This is a genomic window from Bacillus sp. FSL M8-0049, from assembly GCF_038593355.1.
GTDB classification, from domain to species: Bacteria; Bacillota; Bacilli; order Bacillales; family Bacillaceae; genus Bacillus; species Bacillus safensis.
In genome coordinates this window covers 990,717-1,006,504 of sequence record NZ_CP151986.1, presented here as the reverse complement: position 1 = coordinate 1,006,504, position 15,788 = coordinate 990,717, and the positions used below count along the sequence as shown (strand labels likewise).

General features: G+C 41.7%; 14 protein-coding genes. 4 read left to right on the top strand and 10 right to left on the bottom strand.

Annotation, left to right across the window (positions count from 1 at the left end):
- Positions 1-744: an MBL fold metallo-hydrolase gene (locus NSU13_RS05070; RefSeq protein WP_342490026.1), complete on the bottom strand. Its 744-nt coding sequence runs from the start codon at positions 742-744 to the stop codon at positions 1-3.
- Positions 745-900: 156 nt separating this feature from the next.
- On the opposite strand from NSU13_RS05070, the gene yhfH reads away from it, so the two are divergent.
- Positions 901-1,038 carry a protein YhfH gene (yhfH, locus tag NSU13_RS05065; protein WP_008359029.1) on the top strand — a complete coding sequence of 46 codons (138 nt, stop codon included), beginning with the start codon at positions 901-903 and terminating at the stop codon, positions 1,036-1,038.
- A 339-nt stretch (positions 1,039-1,377) separates the two neighbouring features.
- On the top strand, positions 1,378-2,667 hold the full coding sequence (locus NSU13_RS05060) for a cation:dicarboxylase symporter family transporter (RefSeq protein ID WP_034282190.1): 1,290 nt from the start codon (positions 1,378-1,380) through the stop codon (positions 2,665-2,667).
- Between the two features lie 34 nt (positions 2,668-2,701).
- Here NSU13_RS05060 and NSU13_RS05055 read toward each other — a convergent pair whose 3' ends face one another.
- The 7 genes from NSU13_RS05055 to NSU13_RS05025 form a co-directional block, all read right to left on the bottom strand.
- Entirely contained in the window at positions 2,702-3,751 is a 1,050-nt protein-coding gene (locus NSU13_RS05055) for a M42 family metallopeptidase (RefSeq protein WP_081124171.1), read from the bottom strand.
- 143 nt (positions 3,752-3,894) lie between these two features.
- Entirely contained in the window at positions 3,895-6,204 is a 2,310-nt protein-coding gene (locus tag NSU13_RS05050; protein ID WP_176967535.1) for a YhgE/Pip domain-containing protein, read from the bottom strand.
- A 63-nt stretch (positions 6,205-6,267) separates the two neighbouring features.
- Positions 6,268-6,846 (bottom strand): TetR/AcrR family transcriptional regulator, encoded by a 579-nt coding sequence (locus tag NSU13_RS05045; protein WP_041117030.1) that lies wholly within the window; start codon positions 6,844-6,846, stop codon positions 6,268-6,270.
- A 175-nt stretch (positions 6,847-7,021) separates the two neighbouring features.
- On the bottom strand, positions 7,022-8,434 hold the full coding sequence (gene hemY, locus NSU13_RS05040) for a protoporphyrinogen oxidase (RefSeq protein WP_251232216.1): 1,413 nt from the start codon (positions 8,432-8,434) through the stop codon (positions 7,022-7,024).
- Between the two features lie 22 nt (positions 8,435-8,456).
- Positions 8,457-9,395 carry a ferrochelatase gene (hemH, locus tag NSU13_RS05035; RefSeq protein ID WP_024426557.1) on the bottom strand — a complete coding sequence of 313 codons (939 nt, stop codon included), beginning with the start codon at positions 9,393-9,395 and terminating at the stop codon, positions 8,457-8,459.
- 32 nt (positions 9,396-9,427) lie between these two features.
- Positions 9,428-10,486 carry a uroporphyrinogen decarboxylase gene (gene hemE, locus NSU13_RS05030; protein ID WP_041117026.1) on the bottom strand — a complete coding sequence of 353 codons (1,059 nt, stop codon included), beginning with the start codon at positions 10,484-10,486 and terminating at the stop codon, positions 9,428-9,430.
- Positions 10,487-10,611: 125 nt separating this feature from the next.
- Positions 10,612-12,747, bottom strand: coding sequence for a PBP1A family penicillin-binding protein (locus tag NSU13_RS05025; RefSeq protein WP_342489907.1), 2,136 nt, complete (start codon positions 12,745-12,747; stop codon positions 10,612-10,614).
- 127 nt (positions 12,748-12,874) lie between these two features.
- Here NSU13_RS05025 and NSU13_RS05020 point away from each other — a divergent pair, with 127 nt between their 5' ends.
- Positions 12,875-13,360: an antibiotic biosynthesis monooxygenase gene (locus tag NSU13_RS05020; RefSeq protein WP_120207478.1), complete on the top strand. Its 486-nt coding sequence runs from the start codon at positions 12,875-12,877 to the stop codon at positions 13,358-13,360.
- Positions 13,361-13,424: 64 nt separating this feature from the next.
- On the opposite strand, the gene NSU13_RS05015 is transcribed toward NSU13_RS05020, so the two are convergent.
- Positions 13,425-13,577: a hypothetical protein gene (locus NSU13_RS05015; RefSeq protein WP_224426392.1), complete on the bottom strand. Its 153-nt coding sequence runs from the start codon at positions 13,575-13,577 to the stop codon at positions 13,425-13,427.
- Positions 13,578-13,860: 283 nt separating this feature from the next.
- Between NSU13_RS05015 and NSU13_RS05010 the strand changes: the two genes are divergently transcribed.
- On the top strand, positions 13,861-15,048 hold the full coding sequence (locus NSU13_RS05010) for a M20 family metallopeptidase (RefSeq protein WP_024425461.1): 1,188 nt from the start codon (positions 13,861-13,863) through the stop codon (positions 15,046-15,048).
- 27 nt (positions 15,049-15,075) lie between these two features.
- Here NSU13_RS05010 and NSU13_RS05005 read toward each other — a convergent pair whose 3' ends face one another.
- Positions 15,076-15,783, bottom strand: a complete 708-nt coding sequence (locus NSU13_RS05005) for an EcsC family protein (RefSeq protein WP_342489906.1) — start codon at positions 15,781-15,783, stop codon at positions 15,076-15,078.
- Positions 15,784-15,788: the final 5 nt, after the last annotated feature.

Here is a 15,788-nt window from a genome sequence, read left to right as displayed (position 1 = left end):
CTATCTTCCTTCCTTGTTCCATCTAAGCCCTGAATGGGCAAGCTGTATACTGCCAGTATATAACGCCTGTGCTTCATTGACTAGGTCTTTATGACGGCCAAAATGGGGCAGATGGGTGATGATGAGTTCCCCAACATTTGCTTCCTTTGCAATCTTCCCTACTTCCGTACTGTTCATATGTCCGGCACCTGATCCATCTTGTCCAGCGTAAAAATTGCTTTCGGCAATGAGCAGATCTGCCCCCTTGCTAAATGGAATAAATGCCTCCTGATAGCTTGAGTCTGCTGTATACACGACCACAGCATCTTCTGCCTGAATTCTCATAGCATAGCATTCTGCCGGATGAATCGTTTTCAAAAAATCAATTTGAAAGGGTCCGAGTTCAATCCCTTCTTCTGGCTGGTAAGGCTTTGCCTTTGTATGTACATCATCAGAAAGCCGCCCAAATGCTTCTTGATCACCAGTATGTCCATAGATCGGAAGCGGGCCGCTGCTTTTTCCTAAATGATATCCCACTAGCTTTGCATATTGGAGTGGTCCTATATCTGCAATATGATCGTGGTGATAATGAGAAAGGAGAACAGCATCTAGTTCTTCTATATCAATGTATTGCTGCAGCTTTGAAAGAACACCGCTTCCGCAGTCTACAAGAAGACGAAAGCCATTTGATTCAAAAAGGTAGCCTGATGTCGCTTCACCAGCTGCCGGAAACCCTCCATAGCATCCAATCACGGTTAAGTTCATCGTCATTTTTCCCTCCTTTTCTAAAAATCCCCTTCTTACAATATACCCATTTTTCAAGGAAAAAGCATTCTTCCTGCCTATTGTTACAAAACAGATTGACAATTATTAATCTGTTATAATACAATAATAGCAACAAATCGTATTGGAGGATGACAAATGCTAGGAAAAATCACAGAGTTTTTTAGAAATTTGCCCTCAAAGAAATGCACAAAATGTGGAAATGATTTAATGGAACAGCACGAGTGTTACGGTAATGAATGTGAGGAATGCTCACAAGTAAGTTATCTTAAATAAGGAAATAAATTGAATAAAAAAGCACTTTTTTCCTCCGTCATCAGTTGGAGTCAAAGGTGCTTTTTATTTTTTCTGAAAAATAGGTAAAAAGGTAAAACCCTCGTCACAAAAGGGTTTTTTAGTATTTTCATATGATGACTTTTAGTTCTGAAGACACTTTTTATTGACTCGAAACAATGGAGGGGGTTCTAAATGTCTATTTTTTCTAATAATTTTGTATTTTCTTAATATAATTTAATCGTGGACGAACCTCTTTAAATTTAGTTATACTTTAATTCATATATTAAAACTTAATATGGTGGGAATATTCCTTTAATGAATATGTTAGGGAGGAAATCTATGAAAAAATTAAAATTTGGATTGGCTACTCAAATCCTAATCGGTCTTATTCTCGGTGTTGTTGTTGGGGCAATCTTTTTCGGTAACCCAGGTGTCGAGACATACTTAAAACCAATTGGAGACTTCTTCTTAAGGCTCATCAAGATGATTGTCATACCAATTGTCGTATCCAGCTTAATTTTAGGTGTTGCAGGTGCGGGTGATGGTAAAAAAGTAGGGAAACTAGGTTTTAGAACCATTCTTTATTTTGAAATTATCACAACATTTGCGATTGTCCTTGGTCTTGTGCTTGCAAACTTTGTACAGCCTGGTGCAGGCGTTGACTTTGGAAATACGGAAAAGCAAGATATTAGTCAGTATGTTGAAACGGAAAAAGAGCAAAGCAGCAAATCAGTTGCTGATACGTTCCTTCATATCGTTCCAACGAACTTCTTCCAATCATTGGCGGAAGGTGATTTGCTTGCGATTATTTTCTTCACTGTGCTATTTGCACTTGGCGTTTCAGCGATTGGCGAACGCGGTAAACCAGTGCTCGCCTTCTTCGAGGGTGTATCACATGCCATGTTCCATGTCGTCAATGTTGTGATGAAAGCTGCACCATTTGGTGTATTTGCACTCATTGGTGTAACCGTATCAAAATTTGGTCTTGAATCTCTCATTTCATTAGGTAAGCTTGTAGGTCTTGTTTATTTTGCGCTCGCTCTCTTCCTTATCGTTGTATTCGGAATTATCGGAAAGATGATTGGCGTCAATATTTTCAGATTTCTTGCTTACATGAAAGACGAAATGCTTCTTGCCTTTAGTACATCCAGCTCTGAAACAGTTTTACCAAGAGTCATGGATAAAATGGAGCGCATCGGATGTCCAAAAGGAATTGTTTCGTTCGTTATCCCAATCGGTTATACGTTTAATCTGGACGGCTCCGTCTTGTATCAAGCCATTGCTGCGCTTTTCCTTGCACAGGTATATGGCATTGACCTCACGATCGTCCAGCAGCTTACACTAGTTCTTGTGCTGATGGTAACATCTAAAGGAATGGCTGCCGTTCCTGGTACTTCATTTGTTGTATTACTCGCGACATTAGGAACGATCGGTGTACCTGCTGAAGGTCTTGCATTTATTGCAGGTGTGGACCGTATCATGGATATGGCGCGGACTGTTGTTAACTTAACAGGAAATGCACTTGCAGCTGTTGTCATGTCTAAATGGGAAGGGCAGTATGACCCTGAAAAAGGACATCGTGTGATGACTGGACAAGAGGCACCTGAGCCAACACAGCTTTCAAGCTAACCAAAAAGAACCCCATCTATCAGGGGTTCTTTTTTTATGCTGTGATTAATGGTGATTGAACATAGTAGTAAAGGAGATCCGCTGTATGGACAAGTGAATCTTCATGTGTTCTTTCAAAAGCATGCGAGGAATCTATACCAGGACCAATCAGTCCATGAATGATATCATGCCCTGCTCTAATGGCTGCTGATGCATCAGAGCCATAATAAGGGTAAATATCAAGGCGGTAATCAATGTTGTTCTCTTCTGCTAATGCAGCTAAATGCTTGCGTAATCCATAGTGATAAGGGCCGCTCGAATCCTTTACACAAATCGATACACTGTATTCATCTGTCGATTGACCGTCACCGATCGCACCCATATCAACAGCGAGATATTCCACTGTTTCTTCTGGAATATTCGAGTTTCCGCCGTAGCCAATCTCTTCATTATTGGAAATTAAAAAATGCGTTGTATGCGGCAATGTGATGTTTTCCTTTTGAATCCGGTGGATGAGCCGCAAAAGCAGCGCAACACTTGCCTTATCATCAAGATGTCTTGATTTAATAAACCCTGAAGATGTCACTTCCACTCTCGGATCAAATGAAATAAAGTCCCCTACTTGAATGCCAAGTGCTTTGACATCGTCTGCATTTTTCACCTTTTCATCGAGACGAATCTCCATATTTTCTTGGTTTCGTTTCGCTTTTCCAGCATCCGCATAAACGTGAACGGATGTTTGATGCATAAGAATGGTCCCTGTGTATGTATAGCCTGATGCTGTTTCAATTTCACAATATTCGCCTTCAATTGAGTTATATTGAAAGCCTCCAATGAGTGCAAGACGAAGCCGTCCATTTGATTTAATTTCCTTAACCATCGCACCGAGCGTATCGACATGCGCTGTCAGCATGCGGTGTTCTTTGTCATCTGTCCCTTTGATTGTGGCAATTAATCCGCCTTTTCGATTTCGTTTTGTCTCAATATTTAAATCTTGTAAAAAACGTTCAACAAAGCCGATCACTTTTTCCGTATTTCCTGATGGACTTGGGATTGATACGAGCTTTTGAATCAGCTGAACGGTTTCGTTTACTTCAGTTGTCATTCGGCATTTCCTCCTTTGTCTGAAAGCAATTCCTTCCATGTATGCCTTTTTCAGCATCTCTTCTTAAAATATATCGCTTCAGGTTCGAGATGTCTAATTTCAAATGAAAAATCCTTCCTCTATAAAGAGAAAGGATTCATGAATTAAGCTTCGTCCTGTTTCATTTTTCTTACGTTCCAAGCAAAGTATGCTGTTGTTGCCGCCATCATGATGATCGCAACTGTTCCAAGGATCGCTGCTTGGTGCCATAAATAGCTGTCATCACCACTTGCAATGATCGTTCTAAATCCGTTGATTGTATACGTCATTGGAAGCAGACTATGAATGACTTGGAAGAATTTCGGCACAAGCTCAAGCGGGAATGTACCAGCACTTGCTGCGAGCTGAAGAACCAAGATAATAACGGCAATGAAGCGTCCTGGGTTCCCCATAGTTGTCGCCAGTAGCTGAATGATCGCTAAGAATGTCAGACTGACGATAATCGCAAAGAGATAGAAGCGCCAGAGGCTTTCCACCTCAAGACCAAGCCCAAAGATGAGCATGGAGCTTGCAATGACTGCTTGTAGGATACCGACAAAGAGGAGTACGCTATATTTGCTGAAAAACCATTCAAACGCGTTTCTAGGGCGTCCAGCAGGGTCTTTCATTGGGAATACAACGGTGAGCATGAGAGCCCCTACAAAGAGTCCCATCGATAAAATATAAGGTGTGAGCCCTGTACCATAATTATCGATCTTTTTCGCTGTATCATTTTCTGTTTTCACGGGACTCGCAATCATATTGTAATTGTCTTGACCCGCATCAATTTCTCCTGTTTCATCAGCGGCACTTTTTAATTTATCGGACAGCTTACCTGTACCGCTCTTTAAATCTCCCAATCCTTTATCGAGTGATTTTGAGCCTTCAGCAAGCTTAGATGTGTTGCTTTGGATATTCGTTGAACCACTTTCCAGCTTATTTAACGCTGCACTCAGCTGGCTTGAACCATTCGCAAGCTTATCTGCACCGCTTTTCGCTGTATCCAGCTTTCCATTTGCTGTTTGCAGACCATCTTGTAATTGGCCTTGACCTGCTTGGAGCTTAAGTGCACCTTGATACAATTTATTCGTACCAGATGTCATTTGATCAATCGCATTTTGTATCGCGACTGTAGATGTGTACAGCTGTTCCGTTTTCTTTGGCAGCTGTTTGACTTGCTGCAGCTGAGCTTTTGCAGAAGCAACCGCAGATTGAACCTCACTTGCATCAGGCAGTTCCTGCAAGGCCGCTAAGCTTTGTTCAAGTCCAGACAGATCTGGCAGTTCGATTTTAGGCAGACTGTCAAGCTGATCCATTGCCGCCTTTTTCTCTTCATCTGTCATTGAGCTGTTTTGGATGATGCTTTTTACTTTAGCATCTCGATTCGATAGCGCTTCTTTTAATGAAGCAAGTTTTGTACGAAACGTTTTTGCGTCTTTTTTCACCTGATCGAGTTTAGGCGCCATCTTTTCAAGGTTCGCTAATTCTGGTGACGACAAGACTTTTTCTACTGCTTCAATTTTTTCTGAAAAAGATTGTGCTTTGTTGTTTAGCTGCTCAATACCCGCTGTGAATTGTGGCATTTTAGAAGCGAGCTGCTGATGACCTTCACGGCTTGTGTTTAACCCTTCAGTCAATGTATCAATTCCTGTACCAAGCTCTCCAAATTTCTGATCGATGGTTTGATAGCCTGTTAAGAGCTGGCCAAGTCCGCTGTCAAGAGATTGTATCCCTGTGTTCAGTTCACCCATTTTACCAGCAAACTGATGAACACCTTCGCTATAGGTTAACGTTCCTTCAGCCAATTTTGCTAAATTGTCCTTTAACTTGTTACTGCCATCTTTTGCATTTTTTGTTCCGTCATCAATTTTCTTCGCACCATCGCTTGCTTGATCTAAGCCTTTTGCAATCGTTTTGAAGTTATCAAAAATGACCTCTGCATAATTTTTTGTGACTTCCTTTGAAACCGAATCTTTTAATTTGATAATGGCATTATTCGCAATTTGTGACGCCGCATAGTTGGCGCCTGGATTCGTATAATATTTCAGATTCGATTTTTTTGGATGCTTATCAAGGACTGTACTTGCATTTTTCGAGAAATCCTTTGGTATTTCCACGACGAGATAATAATCCTCATTATTTAATCCCTTCACTGCCTTTTCTTCACTATCGACAAAGTTCCATTTGAAATTATCGTTTTTCTTTAATTCCTTCACTAAATCATCGCCGACATGCAGTGTCTTCCCGTCATAATGACTGCCTTCATCCAAGTTGACAACCGCTACAGGCAACTGATCGACTGTACCATATGGATCCCAGTACGCTTTTAAAAATACACCGCTGTAAATCAGCGGAATAAATAAGACAGCTAAAATCGGGATCAGTAGTTTTTTGCTCGTCACAATGTCTTTCCATTGATTCCGAATTAAATTCATTGCTGTTTTCCTCCCATAGATGAATGACTAAATTTAGAATTTGGTCATTTGAACTAAAAAAAATTATGGTGCTGCTAAAAGTCCTTTGAGTACATAAAGTTCCAGCGACTCGGCCACCTCTTCTTTTGTTAAAGGCTCGTATCGCTTTTCCCAATCAAAAATAAGTGCAATATATAGTTTCACCATCACAAATGCAGTCAATTCAGGATCACATGGCTTAATGTCGCCTTTATCAATCGCTTCTTTTACTTTCGTTTTGATATAGCGAATGATCATTTGCTCCATCTTCTCAATCATTTCCTTGACCGCTGACGTGCCAAGCTCCGCACTTTCCTGAAAGATTTTGATTGTGAGCTGGTGGTTTTTTCGAAATTCCAATATTGCAAAGAGTGCTAAGTGAAGGTTTTCAGAGAAACTTTTTTCCTCATCCATTGCTTCATCCGCAATTTTCCTCATCTCCATTAAAAGGGATGTGAAAATTTCATCGAACAGCTCTTCTTTGTTTTTGAAAAAGGTATAAATAGTTCCTTTTCCGACGTTGGCAAGCTTCGCCACAAGGTCCATTGTGGTGGCTTTATACCCGAATTGAGTAAATGCCTTCGTAGCCCCGTCTAAAATCATTTGTCTCCTATCAACACTCATGATCTCACTCCCAAAATGACTATTTGAACGTTTTGGTCATTAAGTACAGAAAGTAATATACCACACCCTTTTCCCCGGATGCAACAACTTTGTTCACATTTATGATTCCCAACTCTTTTCGATTGATTCGAACATGAAAAACTCCCTTTCCATGACAGAAAAGGGAGTTGTTTTTTTATGAAAATAGGTAAGATAAAGCTTCTGAAATAGCAGCTTTTCCTTGATCAATACAATCAGGGATTCCGACACCTTCAAAAGCAGCACCTGTGATATAAACACCAGGATATAATTGCTTAAACGTTTCTCGCATGTTCGAAATAGCTTTTTGATGACCGACGTGATATTGCGGCATGCTCGTCTTCCAGCGAGTCACTGTCGTCAGTTCTGGATCTGCTTTAATATCCATGATTTTTTTCAAATCCTCCAGCACGATGCTGACGATTTGATGGTCTGACTGCTCGACAATTGATTCGTCGCCAGCTTTCCCTACATAGGCACGCAATAGCGTTTTTCCTTTAGGAGCTGTATGCGGCCATTTTTTGTTCGTCCACGTACAGGCTGTAATAGAGAAATCACTGTTTCTTGAGATGACAAAACCAGTACCGTCATATTCATTATGAACATCCTCTTCTTTAAAACCGAGTGCCACCGTTGCAACAGAAGTAGATGTCATATCATGCAAGTACTGAAGCCCTGCTTCTTTTGGAAACATGGAATAGATCGATTGATGCGGAGTTGTCACAATGGCTGAATCAGCAAAAAGCGTTTGACCGCTGTCTAACTGCACACCGTAGCCCCCATCTGTTTTTTCAATCTGCTTCACTTTTGTCCCTTTATAAATCGTTGTCAGCTTGAGCTTGCTTTCTACTGCTTCAACAAGCGCTTGCAGTCCTTGATTGATCGTTTGGAACTGCCCTTGTCTTTTCGCTGTCACTTGCTGCGCTTTCGCATGCTGCTGTGATTTTTTCATCCCAAGAATCAAACTGCGATGCTTTTGTTCTGTTTGATAAAACTGCGGGAAGGTGGACATTAAGCTGAGACGGTCAATGTCACCTGCATAAATGCCTGATAGAAGAGGTTCGATTAAATTCTCAACTACTTCATCACCGACACGTCTTCTAAAAAATTCACCGAGCGACTGATCTTCTGTTTGCTTGCTTTTTGGCAAGACGAAATCCATTGCGGCTCTCGCTTTTCCTGCAACTGAAAAAAGACCGGTTGTGATGAATGGGCTGATTTGAGTTGGAATACCCATGACAGCGCCTTTTGGCATCGGGTGAAGGGTTTCATTGACTAGTACATATGCCTGCCCTGTTTCATTATTGACGAGCTGATCTGCGAGACCCACATCCTTCGCCAGCTGCGGTCCACTGACCTTTCTTTCTAAAAATGAATCAGGTCCACGTTCAATGATGTAGCCGTCTTTATATAATGTTTGTATTTTTCCACCTAGCCTAGGGCTCGCTTCAATAAGAGATATTTGAATGGGAAGACCTTTTTCTTCGACTTCCTTTTCCAAATAGAAGGCGGCGGCTAAACCAGTGATGCCACCGCCAATGATGACAAGGTGTTTTTGATTGTCATGCATAGGATCGCCTTCTTTTATATAATTACTTGCTTTCGTCAAGCTTCTTTAATACGACAGTTGCGAGAGCATCAATAAATGCTGGTTTCGCATTTGGCATTTCTGGACGATAGTAGGCTGCACCGATTTCATCTGTCACGACTTTACATTCATAATCGTTGTCGTATAACACTTCAAGATGGTCAGCGACAAATCCAACAGGCACATATACGAACGTTTTATAGCCTTTTTGTTCGAATAGGTCCCGTGTTAAGTCTTGAACGTCTGGTCCAAGCCATGGATCAGGCGTGTTGCCTTCACTTTGCCAGCCAATTTCATAATGTTCAATTCCTGCACCTTCTGCAATCATTTTGGCAGATTGTGCGAGCTGATCAGGATATGGATCTCCTGCTGCAATAATCTTTTCAGGAAGGCTGTGTGCAGACACAATGAGTACGGCTGATTCTCTTTCCTCTTCACTCATCGATGCATACGTATCCTTCACTTGTTTCACCCAATAGTCCACAAACTTCGGCTCATCGTACCAGCTTTCCACAGACGTAATCTTCAGATTGCCAAGCTTGTCTGCCTCATCTTGTGCACGCTTGTTATACGATTTCACGCTAAAGGTTGAAAAATGCGGCGCAAGAACAATACTCACTGCTTCTGTGATGCCGTCCTTGTGCATCTCTGCAACTGCATCCTCAATGAACGGCTCAATATGCTTTAAGCCAATGTAGACATGAAATTCAATGTCGTCTTGGATGTCGTTCAAATGATCACACAAACCATTTGCCTGCTGTTCGGTAATTTTTGATAAAGGAGAAATACCGCCGATTGCCTTGTAGCGATCCTTCAAATCTTGCAGCATCTCTGGCTCCGGCTTTCTGCCTCTGCGGATATGTGTATAATAACGCTCAATATCTTCTTCTTTATATGGGGTGCCATATGCCATGACAAGAAGTCCCATTTTCTTTTTCTCCACAACCAACACTCCTTCAGATCATTTGAAATAGTTTAGATGGATGATTTTTTATGTTTCGCTGAATAATCGTGAATAAAATCTGTCAGCTTCTTTAACGTATCTGGTGAAACATCTGGAAATACCCCATGACCTAAGTTAAAGATAAAGTGATCTGATTTCATTCCTTGATCTAAAATAGCTTTTGCTCTCTCTTCAATGACTTCCCAAGGAGCAAGTAAAATGGTTGGATCAAGGTTCCCCTGTAACGTTTTTGTGAGCCCTTCTTTTCTTGCTTCGTCTACACTCATACGCCAATCCAGTCCAACCACATCAAGCGGCAGGTCATGCCAGTCTTTCGCTAAATGGCTTGCTCCAACTCCATACATGATCATTGGGACGTTTTCAGACTTCAGCTCTGTGAAAATTCGCTGCATGACAGGCTTAATGAATGTCCGGTAATCTGCTGCATTTAAAGCACCAACCCATGAGTCGAAAATTTGAAATGCACTGACCCCGGCTTTTACCTGCGCGCGTATGTACGTAATCGTCATATCAGCTAACTTGTTCATAAGCAGCATCCACGCCTCAGGATCACTGTACATCAGCGCCTTTGTTTTATGATAATTTTTAGATGGACCGCCTTCAATCATATAGCTTGCCATCGTAAATGGTGCGCCAGCAAAACCGATAAGTGGAACATTCAGCTGCTCCTTCGTTAAAAGCTGAATGGTATCAAGCACATATGGCAGGTCTTCTTCAGGATGAAGTTCCCCAAGACGTTCGATATCTGCTTTAGATCGAATCGGTGCATCAATCACAGGTCCAATTCCATTTTTAATTTCTACGTCCACTCCAATAGCCGGAAGCGGGGTCATAATATCTTTATATAAAATAGCGGCATCTACACCATATTGTTCTACAGGAAGTCTCGTTACATAAGCACATAGCTCTGGCTGATGCGTAATTTCAAATAGCCCGTATTTTTCTTTAAGGGCACGATATTCAGGCTGTGAGCGTCCTGCCTGTCTCATATACCAAACTGGTACATGGTCTGTTTTTTCCCCTTTACACGCCTTTAAGAACGTGTCATTAAAAACCTTCGTTTTTCCCATTACCTTTCATTCCACCTTTCGCCTTATACTCTCTTTTTGTACAAGGCTCAAACCTGCTTTTACTATACCGTTTTTTCAAGGCACGGTATACTAAAGCGGCTCAATGTTCAAAAAATCGCCGAATATTAACGTCCAAAAGCCTCTGGCTTGACATATGGACTGCCTTCGCCTTCTTCTTGCGTTTGGGTATTATATGGAACAACCTTATACTCTGCATTTGAAAATACATTGGCATACGGCATTGTATAGCTGCCCACGCCTGTCACTGTGTCGATCAGCGTCTCGCTTCCATTTCTCTTTTCATAAATGCGGTATTCAACGCGTTTATCCTCTTGATTGTTCCAAGACAGCTCTAATGTAAACAATCCTTTGATTTTAAACGCATAGCGGGCTTCAAATCCTGATAGTCCCTCTAAATGGATAGGCGACTCGAGCTCTTTTATCCCCTCTGGTTTTTCAAACGTTTCATTGGTGATTTGAGCTGCTGTTAAAATATCTTTAAACAGCTGCACCGGGAATTGACTGCCGCCGGTTAAATAGTGACTGTTATCGGTTTTGTCATACCCCATCCAAATCGCACCCGTTGTACTAGGCGTATAGCCGGCAAACCAAGCATCCTTTGTTGCACCTTTCACACCTGAATATGTGGTCGTACCTGTCTTACCTGCTAAATCTCCAGCGTATGAACCGCTCTGGGCTGTCCCGCCTTTGACGACTTGCTGAAGCATTCTTGTCATATTCCAAGCATTCTGCACGCTAAACACTCGTTCTTGCTTACCACGATTCTTTTCTACAGTTTCTCCTTCATCATTGGTGATTTTCTGAATGAAGAAAGGCTTTTTATATACGCCTTCATTTGCAAATGTATGGAAGGCTCCAGCGATCTGTAATGGAGAAACTCCTTTTTCTAAACCGCCAAGCGCCATGGCTAGTCCTTTATCCGAGATATCTATCCCCATTTTCTCAAGATATGATTTCGACGTGTCAATGCCCAGCTTGCTTAACGTCCACACAGCAGCGGTATTTTTACTTTTCATGAGGGCATCCACCATTGTGACCCTTCCTTCATACTGCCCATCGTAATTCTTTGGTGAATAGCCGTCATAGCTTTTTTCTTTGTCTTCAAGCAATGAATAAGGTCTGAATTTTTTCTCCTGCATTGCCGGACCGTAGACCGCGATCGGCTTAAAAACAGATCCAGGCTGCCTAACAGCCGTCACCCTGTTATAGCCTCTCGCCTGATATTCTCGTCCTCCAATGGCTGCTTTCACTCCACCAGATTCGTTATCAATAAATACGGCGCTGCTTTCCGGAGAACCGCTTTTTCCCGGGAAATAACGGTTGTTCTTCATCGCATCATATGCGGTTTTTTGCAGATTCATATCAATCGGAACTGTAATGGTATAGCCGCCTTGAAGCAATTGTTCATGTGAAATGGCATACTCTGACTCTGCTTCTTTAATGATGAGATCAACATAGCTGTCCACCCAAGGCGTTTCTGATTTCTTTTTCAAATGAATGCCTAGTGTTCTCCCTTTTGCTTCTACTGTTTCTGTTGAAGACAAATATCCTTGTTCGTTCATTAAATTCAGGATGGTGTCCCGCCTTTGTTTATTTTTATCAGGGTGTAAAACAGGCGAGTAAGAAGATGGTGCCTTTGGCATCGCAGCGAGTGTGGCACCTTCGCTGACCGTTAAATCTTTGACATCCTTACTAAAGTAATAATTGGCTGCTGCCTGAATACCATAAACACCATGGCCAAAGTATAGCTGATTCAAATACATCTCAAGCAGCTTATCCTTTGAATAATCTCTTTCTAAGTTAATGGCAATAATGACTTCTTTTGTTTTTCGAAGAAAGGTTTTGTCATTTGTGAGAAAAATATTTTTTGCGAGCTGCTGGGTGATTGTACTGCCGCCCTCTACCTTCCCTCCTGCTAATATATCTCGATAAACCGCCCTTGAAATAGACTGTGCATCAATGCCGTGATGCTCATAAAAACGCTTGTCCTCAACAGCCACAAAAGCTTTTGCTACTTTATCAGGCACCTCTTTTAATGACACGGGGTCCCGATTTTCTGAATACATGCTTGTGAGTTCTTTTCCATTCTGATCAATGATTTTGGAGGAAGCGTGAAAAACAAGCTTCTTTTCATCTATGACATAATGTCCTAAAAATAAAATCGTCAGATAGCCAATAAATGAGAGTACGATGGTACTTCCTGCAATGACTAATGGAATGATTATCTTCTTTTTCTTCAAATTAGGTCACCTCATTCCTTTATACGGATAGTATGGGATGTATTGCTTCATAATATGTTTTATGGATTGACTGCCAAAGAATTATATATCATTCTTTTGTTATACTATCAAGCAGGAGGCGGTTTAGATGAATTTCTATATTACATATGGAACAGCAGATTTTTTGCATAAAATCGCAAAGAAACACCATCTGGAAAATCTGCTTTATATGGTCGGAAAAGAACAAGCAGCTCTTTTTCATGAAACGGAGGGTGAGACTGTATTTAAAGCCCCTCATGCCTATGATGTGATTTATGCGAAAGGCGCGCTTGTCCAATCTGGTTTCGTCACCTTGAATCATATCCCTGTTAAGCTTGAAAGCAGAGCACTGTTTGAATCCACCTTTCAGAAAAAGACGAACATCTCAGAACATCAGCGCGGCTTCCAGGCTATTCGCGTTTTAAGACCTAAAAAAGATGAAGAAGTTTATTTGATTTTGACACTTTGGGAATCAGAGGACTTATTTCAAGACTTTCAAGAATCAGAAGCATTCTTTCAGCCACACGAGGATACAGGCTCCATTTTCTCTCGTCCAGCTTACCTCACATCCTATCATGCCGTCACAGACAATTAAGGAAGTGCTGCTCTCAGCACTTCTTTTTTTCATCAAAAAAAGCCCAGTCGATGGGCTCTTCATTTTATGAGCTTGATTTCAGCTCGTACCGATGAATGATCGGCTGAAGCACATAGAAATTCAGCAATATCCAACCTAATAAGACCGGCCACTTCAACATAGGAGAAGCACCTTTCAATTGAATCAGCAGCACCAATAGTGGAATCAAGCAGATCATGAAAAAACTCATTTTTGAGAGAAATGTTTCTTTAATTTGATGCCGGCAGCTTGGACACATCATCATTTTCGTATGTGATAAATGAAATTTTTCGACGAAAGAAAATGTTTTTGAACAATTTGGACAGCTTCCCAACGCTACTCCTCCCTTTCCCTGCTTCATATCAACTTCGACTTTTATGTAAAATGACCTTTTGCTACTGACCACGAAATCCTCTTCTGTTGAAAGATTCTAACAATTACCATACAATCAGTAAAAGAGCATGAAGGAGGTTTTCGATTCAATGACAATATCCACTTTACAAAAAAGCATCAATGAACGTCTTGATGAACATTATGAGGAAATGGTTGAAATTAGACGCCATCTCCATATGAATCCTGAACTTTCTTTTCAGGAAGAAGAAACAGCCGCTTTCATCGCCAGCTACTATGATACATTACAAATACCTACGCGCACCAAGGTGGGCGGTCATGGCGTACTCGCTTTTATTGAAGGAGCTTCTCCGGGACCAACCATTGCCCTCAGAGCTGATTTTGATGCACTTCCCATCCACGATGAAAAAGATGTACCTTACAAATCAACAAAGCCTGGTGTGATGCATGCGTGCGGTCACGATGGGCATACTGCGACACTTCTTGTATTAGCAAAAGTCTTGCATACGCATCGTGATCAATTAAAAGGAAAGATCGTCCTCATTCATCAGCATGCGGAGGAATATGCTCCCGGCGGTGCAAAACCAATGATTGAAGACGGCTGTTTAGACGGTGTCGATGTGATATTCGGTACGCACCTTTGGTCTTCAGAGCCTTGTGGCACGATTCTTTATAAAAGCGGGAACTTTATGGCAGCGGCCGATCGTTTCTCCATTCAAGTCCAAGGGAAAGGCGGACACGGCGCTCAGCCTCATTTAACAAAAGATGCCGTACTCATCGGTTCACAAATCGTCGCAAACCTGCAGCAAGTCGTTGCACGTAAAGTCAATCCGATTGATTCTGCTGTTGTTTCTGTTGGAGGTTTTGTAGCAGAGAATGCCTTTAACGTTATTGCAGATTCAGCTGTTTTAACTGGTACTGCACGATCCTTTGAAGAAAGTGCACGGCATATTATCGAACGAGAAATTGAACAGGTGGTAAAAGGGGTATGCCAGATGCATGATGCTGCCTACACATATGAGTACGTCAGAGGATACCCTGCTGTCAAAAACCATCCAAAGCCGACGGAATATATTGCTGGCATCGCAAACCAGACAGAAGGTGTCACAGAAGTAAAAGAAGCGGAAACCCAAATGGGCGGAGAAGACTTTGCTTACTACCTTCAGCATGTCCCTGGTACCTTCTTCTACACAGGCGCCATGCCGGAAAACAGCCAGGACGTGTATCCACATCATCATCCAAAGTTTGATATCAACGAAAAAGCAATGCCTATCGCAGCAAAGGTACTCGCTAACGCCGTTCTTTCCTACAATGAATAAAAAAAGCCGCTGTCATCAGCGGCTTTTCTATTTCATTTCTTTCAATATTCGCAAGTGAAACACATGGCGTGCGACCTCTCCGAGCTGTCCTGTCAGCTGATGATTCGCCACCCCGCCAACAGCGGCTCCGACGACCGGCATTAATTGAAACAGCTTTACAAGATCAATGTAATCTCGATACTCTTGCTGAAAGCTGTACCAATCCATTTCCTCGCGGCTCGTTTCCCAATCATCTATGATCTTCATCATTTTTTGACGATGGGCACTGCTGGAAAAGGCGAGCTTGAATATACAGAGCAAAAAGAGTCTTTCCTCCTTTTGAGATAAATCAAAGCCATAAATACACGCCAGCTCATAAAGGCATTTCATCTTTATGCTTAACAGCAGCGGAAAGTCTGCCATTCCGAGGAATAAACCGCCTGCACCTGTTCCAACCCCTTCGATAGCAGCCGCCCTTTGGTAATACTTCACTTTATCCTTAGCCAGTTCATTTCGTTCTACAATAGATAATTGTTCATCAATCACTGAAAATGAAGTGAAGTGTGATCCTGATACGGTGGATTCAACCATTGTTTTGACTGCACTTGTGATGACTTGATGAAACCTGGCAGGAATTCGGCGGTTCACATGCTGCTGAACTCCTTTTGAAAACCGTTCGATCTTTGAAGGTTTTCTTAAAAAACGTGTTTGAAAAAGAATGGCTTCTTCATACAACTCTCGTTCAGCTGCATTCATCCGGT

Coding starts and splice junctions, on each gene's coding strand:
- NSU13_RS05070 (WP_342490026.1), bottom strand. CDS start 744: ATGAACTTAACCGTGATTGGATGCTATGGAGGGTTTCCGGCAGCTGGT.
- yhfH (WP_008359029.1), top strand. CDS start 901: ATGCTAGGAAAAATCACAGAGTTTTTTAGAAATTTGCCCTCAAAGAAA.
- NSU13_RS05060 (WP_034282190.1), top strand. CDS start 1,378: ATGAAAAAATTAAAATTTGGATTGGCTACTCAAATCCTAATCGGTCTT.
- NSU13_RS05055 (WP_081124171.1), bottom strand. CDS start 3,751: ATGACAACTGAAGTAAACGAAACCGTTCAGCTGATTCAAAAGCTCGTA.
- NSU13_RS05050 (WP_176967535.1), bottom strand. CDS start 6,204: ATGAATTTAATTCGGAATCAATGGAAAGACATTGTGACGAGCAAAAAA.
- NSU13_RS05045 (WP_041117030.1), bottom strand. CDS start 6,846: ATGAGTGTTGATAGGAGACAAATGATTTTAGACGGGGCTACGAAGGCA.
- hemY (WP_251232216.1), bottom strand. CDS start 8,434: ATGCATGACAATCAAAAACACCTTGTCATCATTGGCGGTGGCATCACT.
- hemE (WP_041117026.1), bottom strand. CDS start 10,486: ATGGGAAAAACGAAGGTTTTTAATGACACGTTCTTAAAGGCGTGTAAA.
- NSU13_RS05020 (WP_120207478.1), top strand. CDS start 12,875: ATGAATTTCTATATTACATATGGAACAGCAGATTTTTTGCATAAAATC.
- NSU13_RS05015 (WP_224426392.1), bottom strand. CDS start 13,577: ATGATCTGCTTGATTCCACTATTGGTGCTGCTGATTCAATTGAAAGGT.
- NSU13_RS05010 (WP_024425461.1), top strand. CDS start 13,861: ATGACAATATCCACTTTACAAAAAAGCATCAATGAACGTCTTGATGAA.
- NSU13_RS05005 (WP_342489906.1), bottom strand. CDS start 15,783: ATGAATGCAGCTGAACGAGAGTTGTATGAAGAAGCCATTCTTTTTCAA.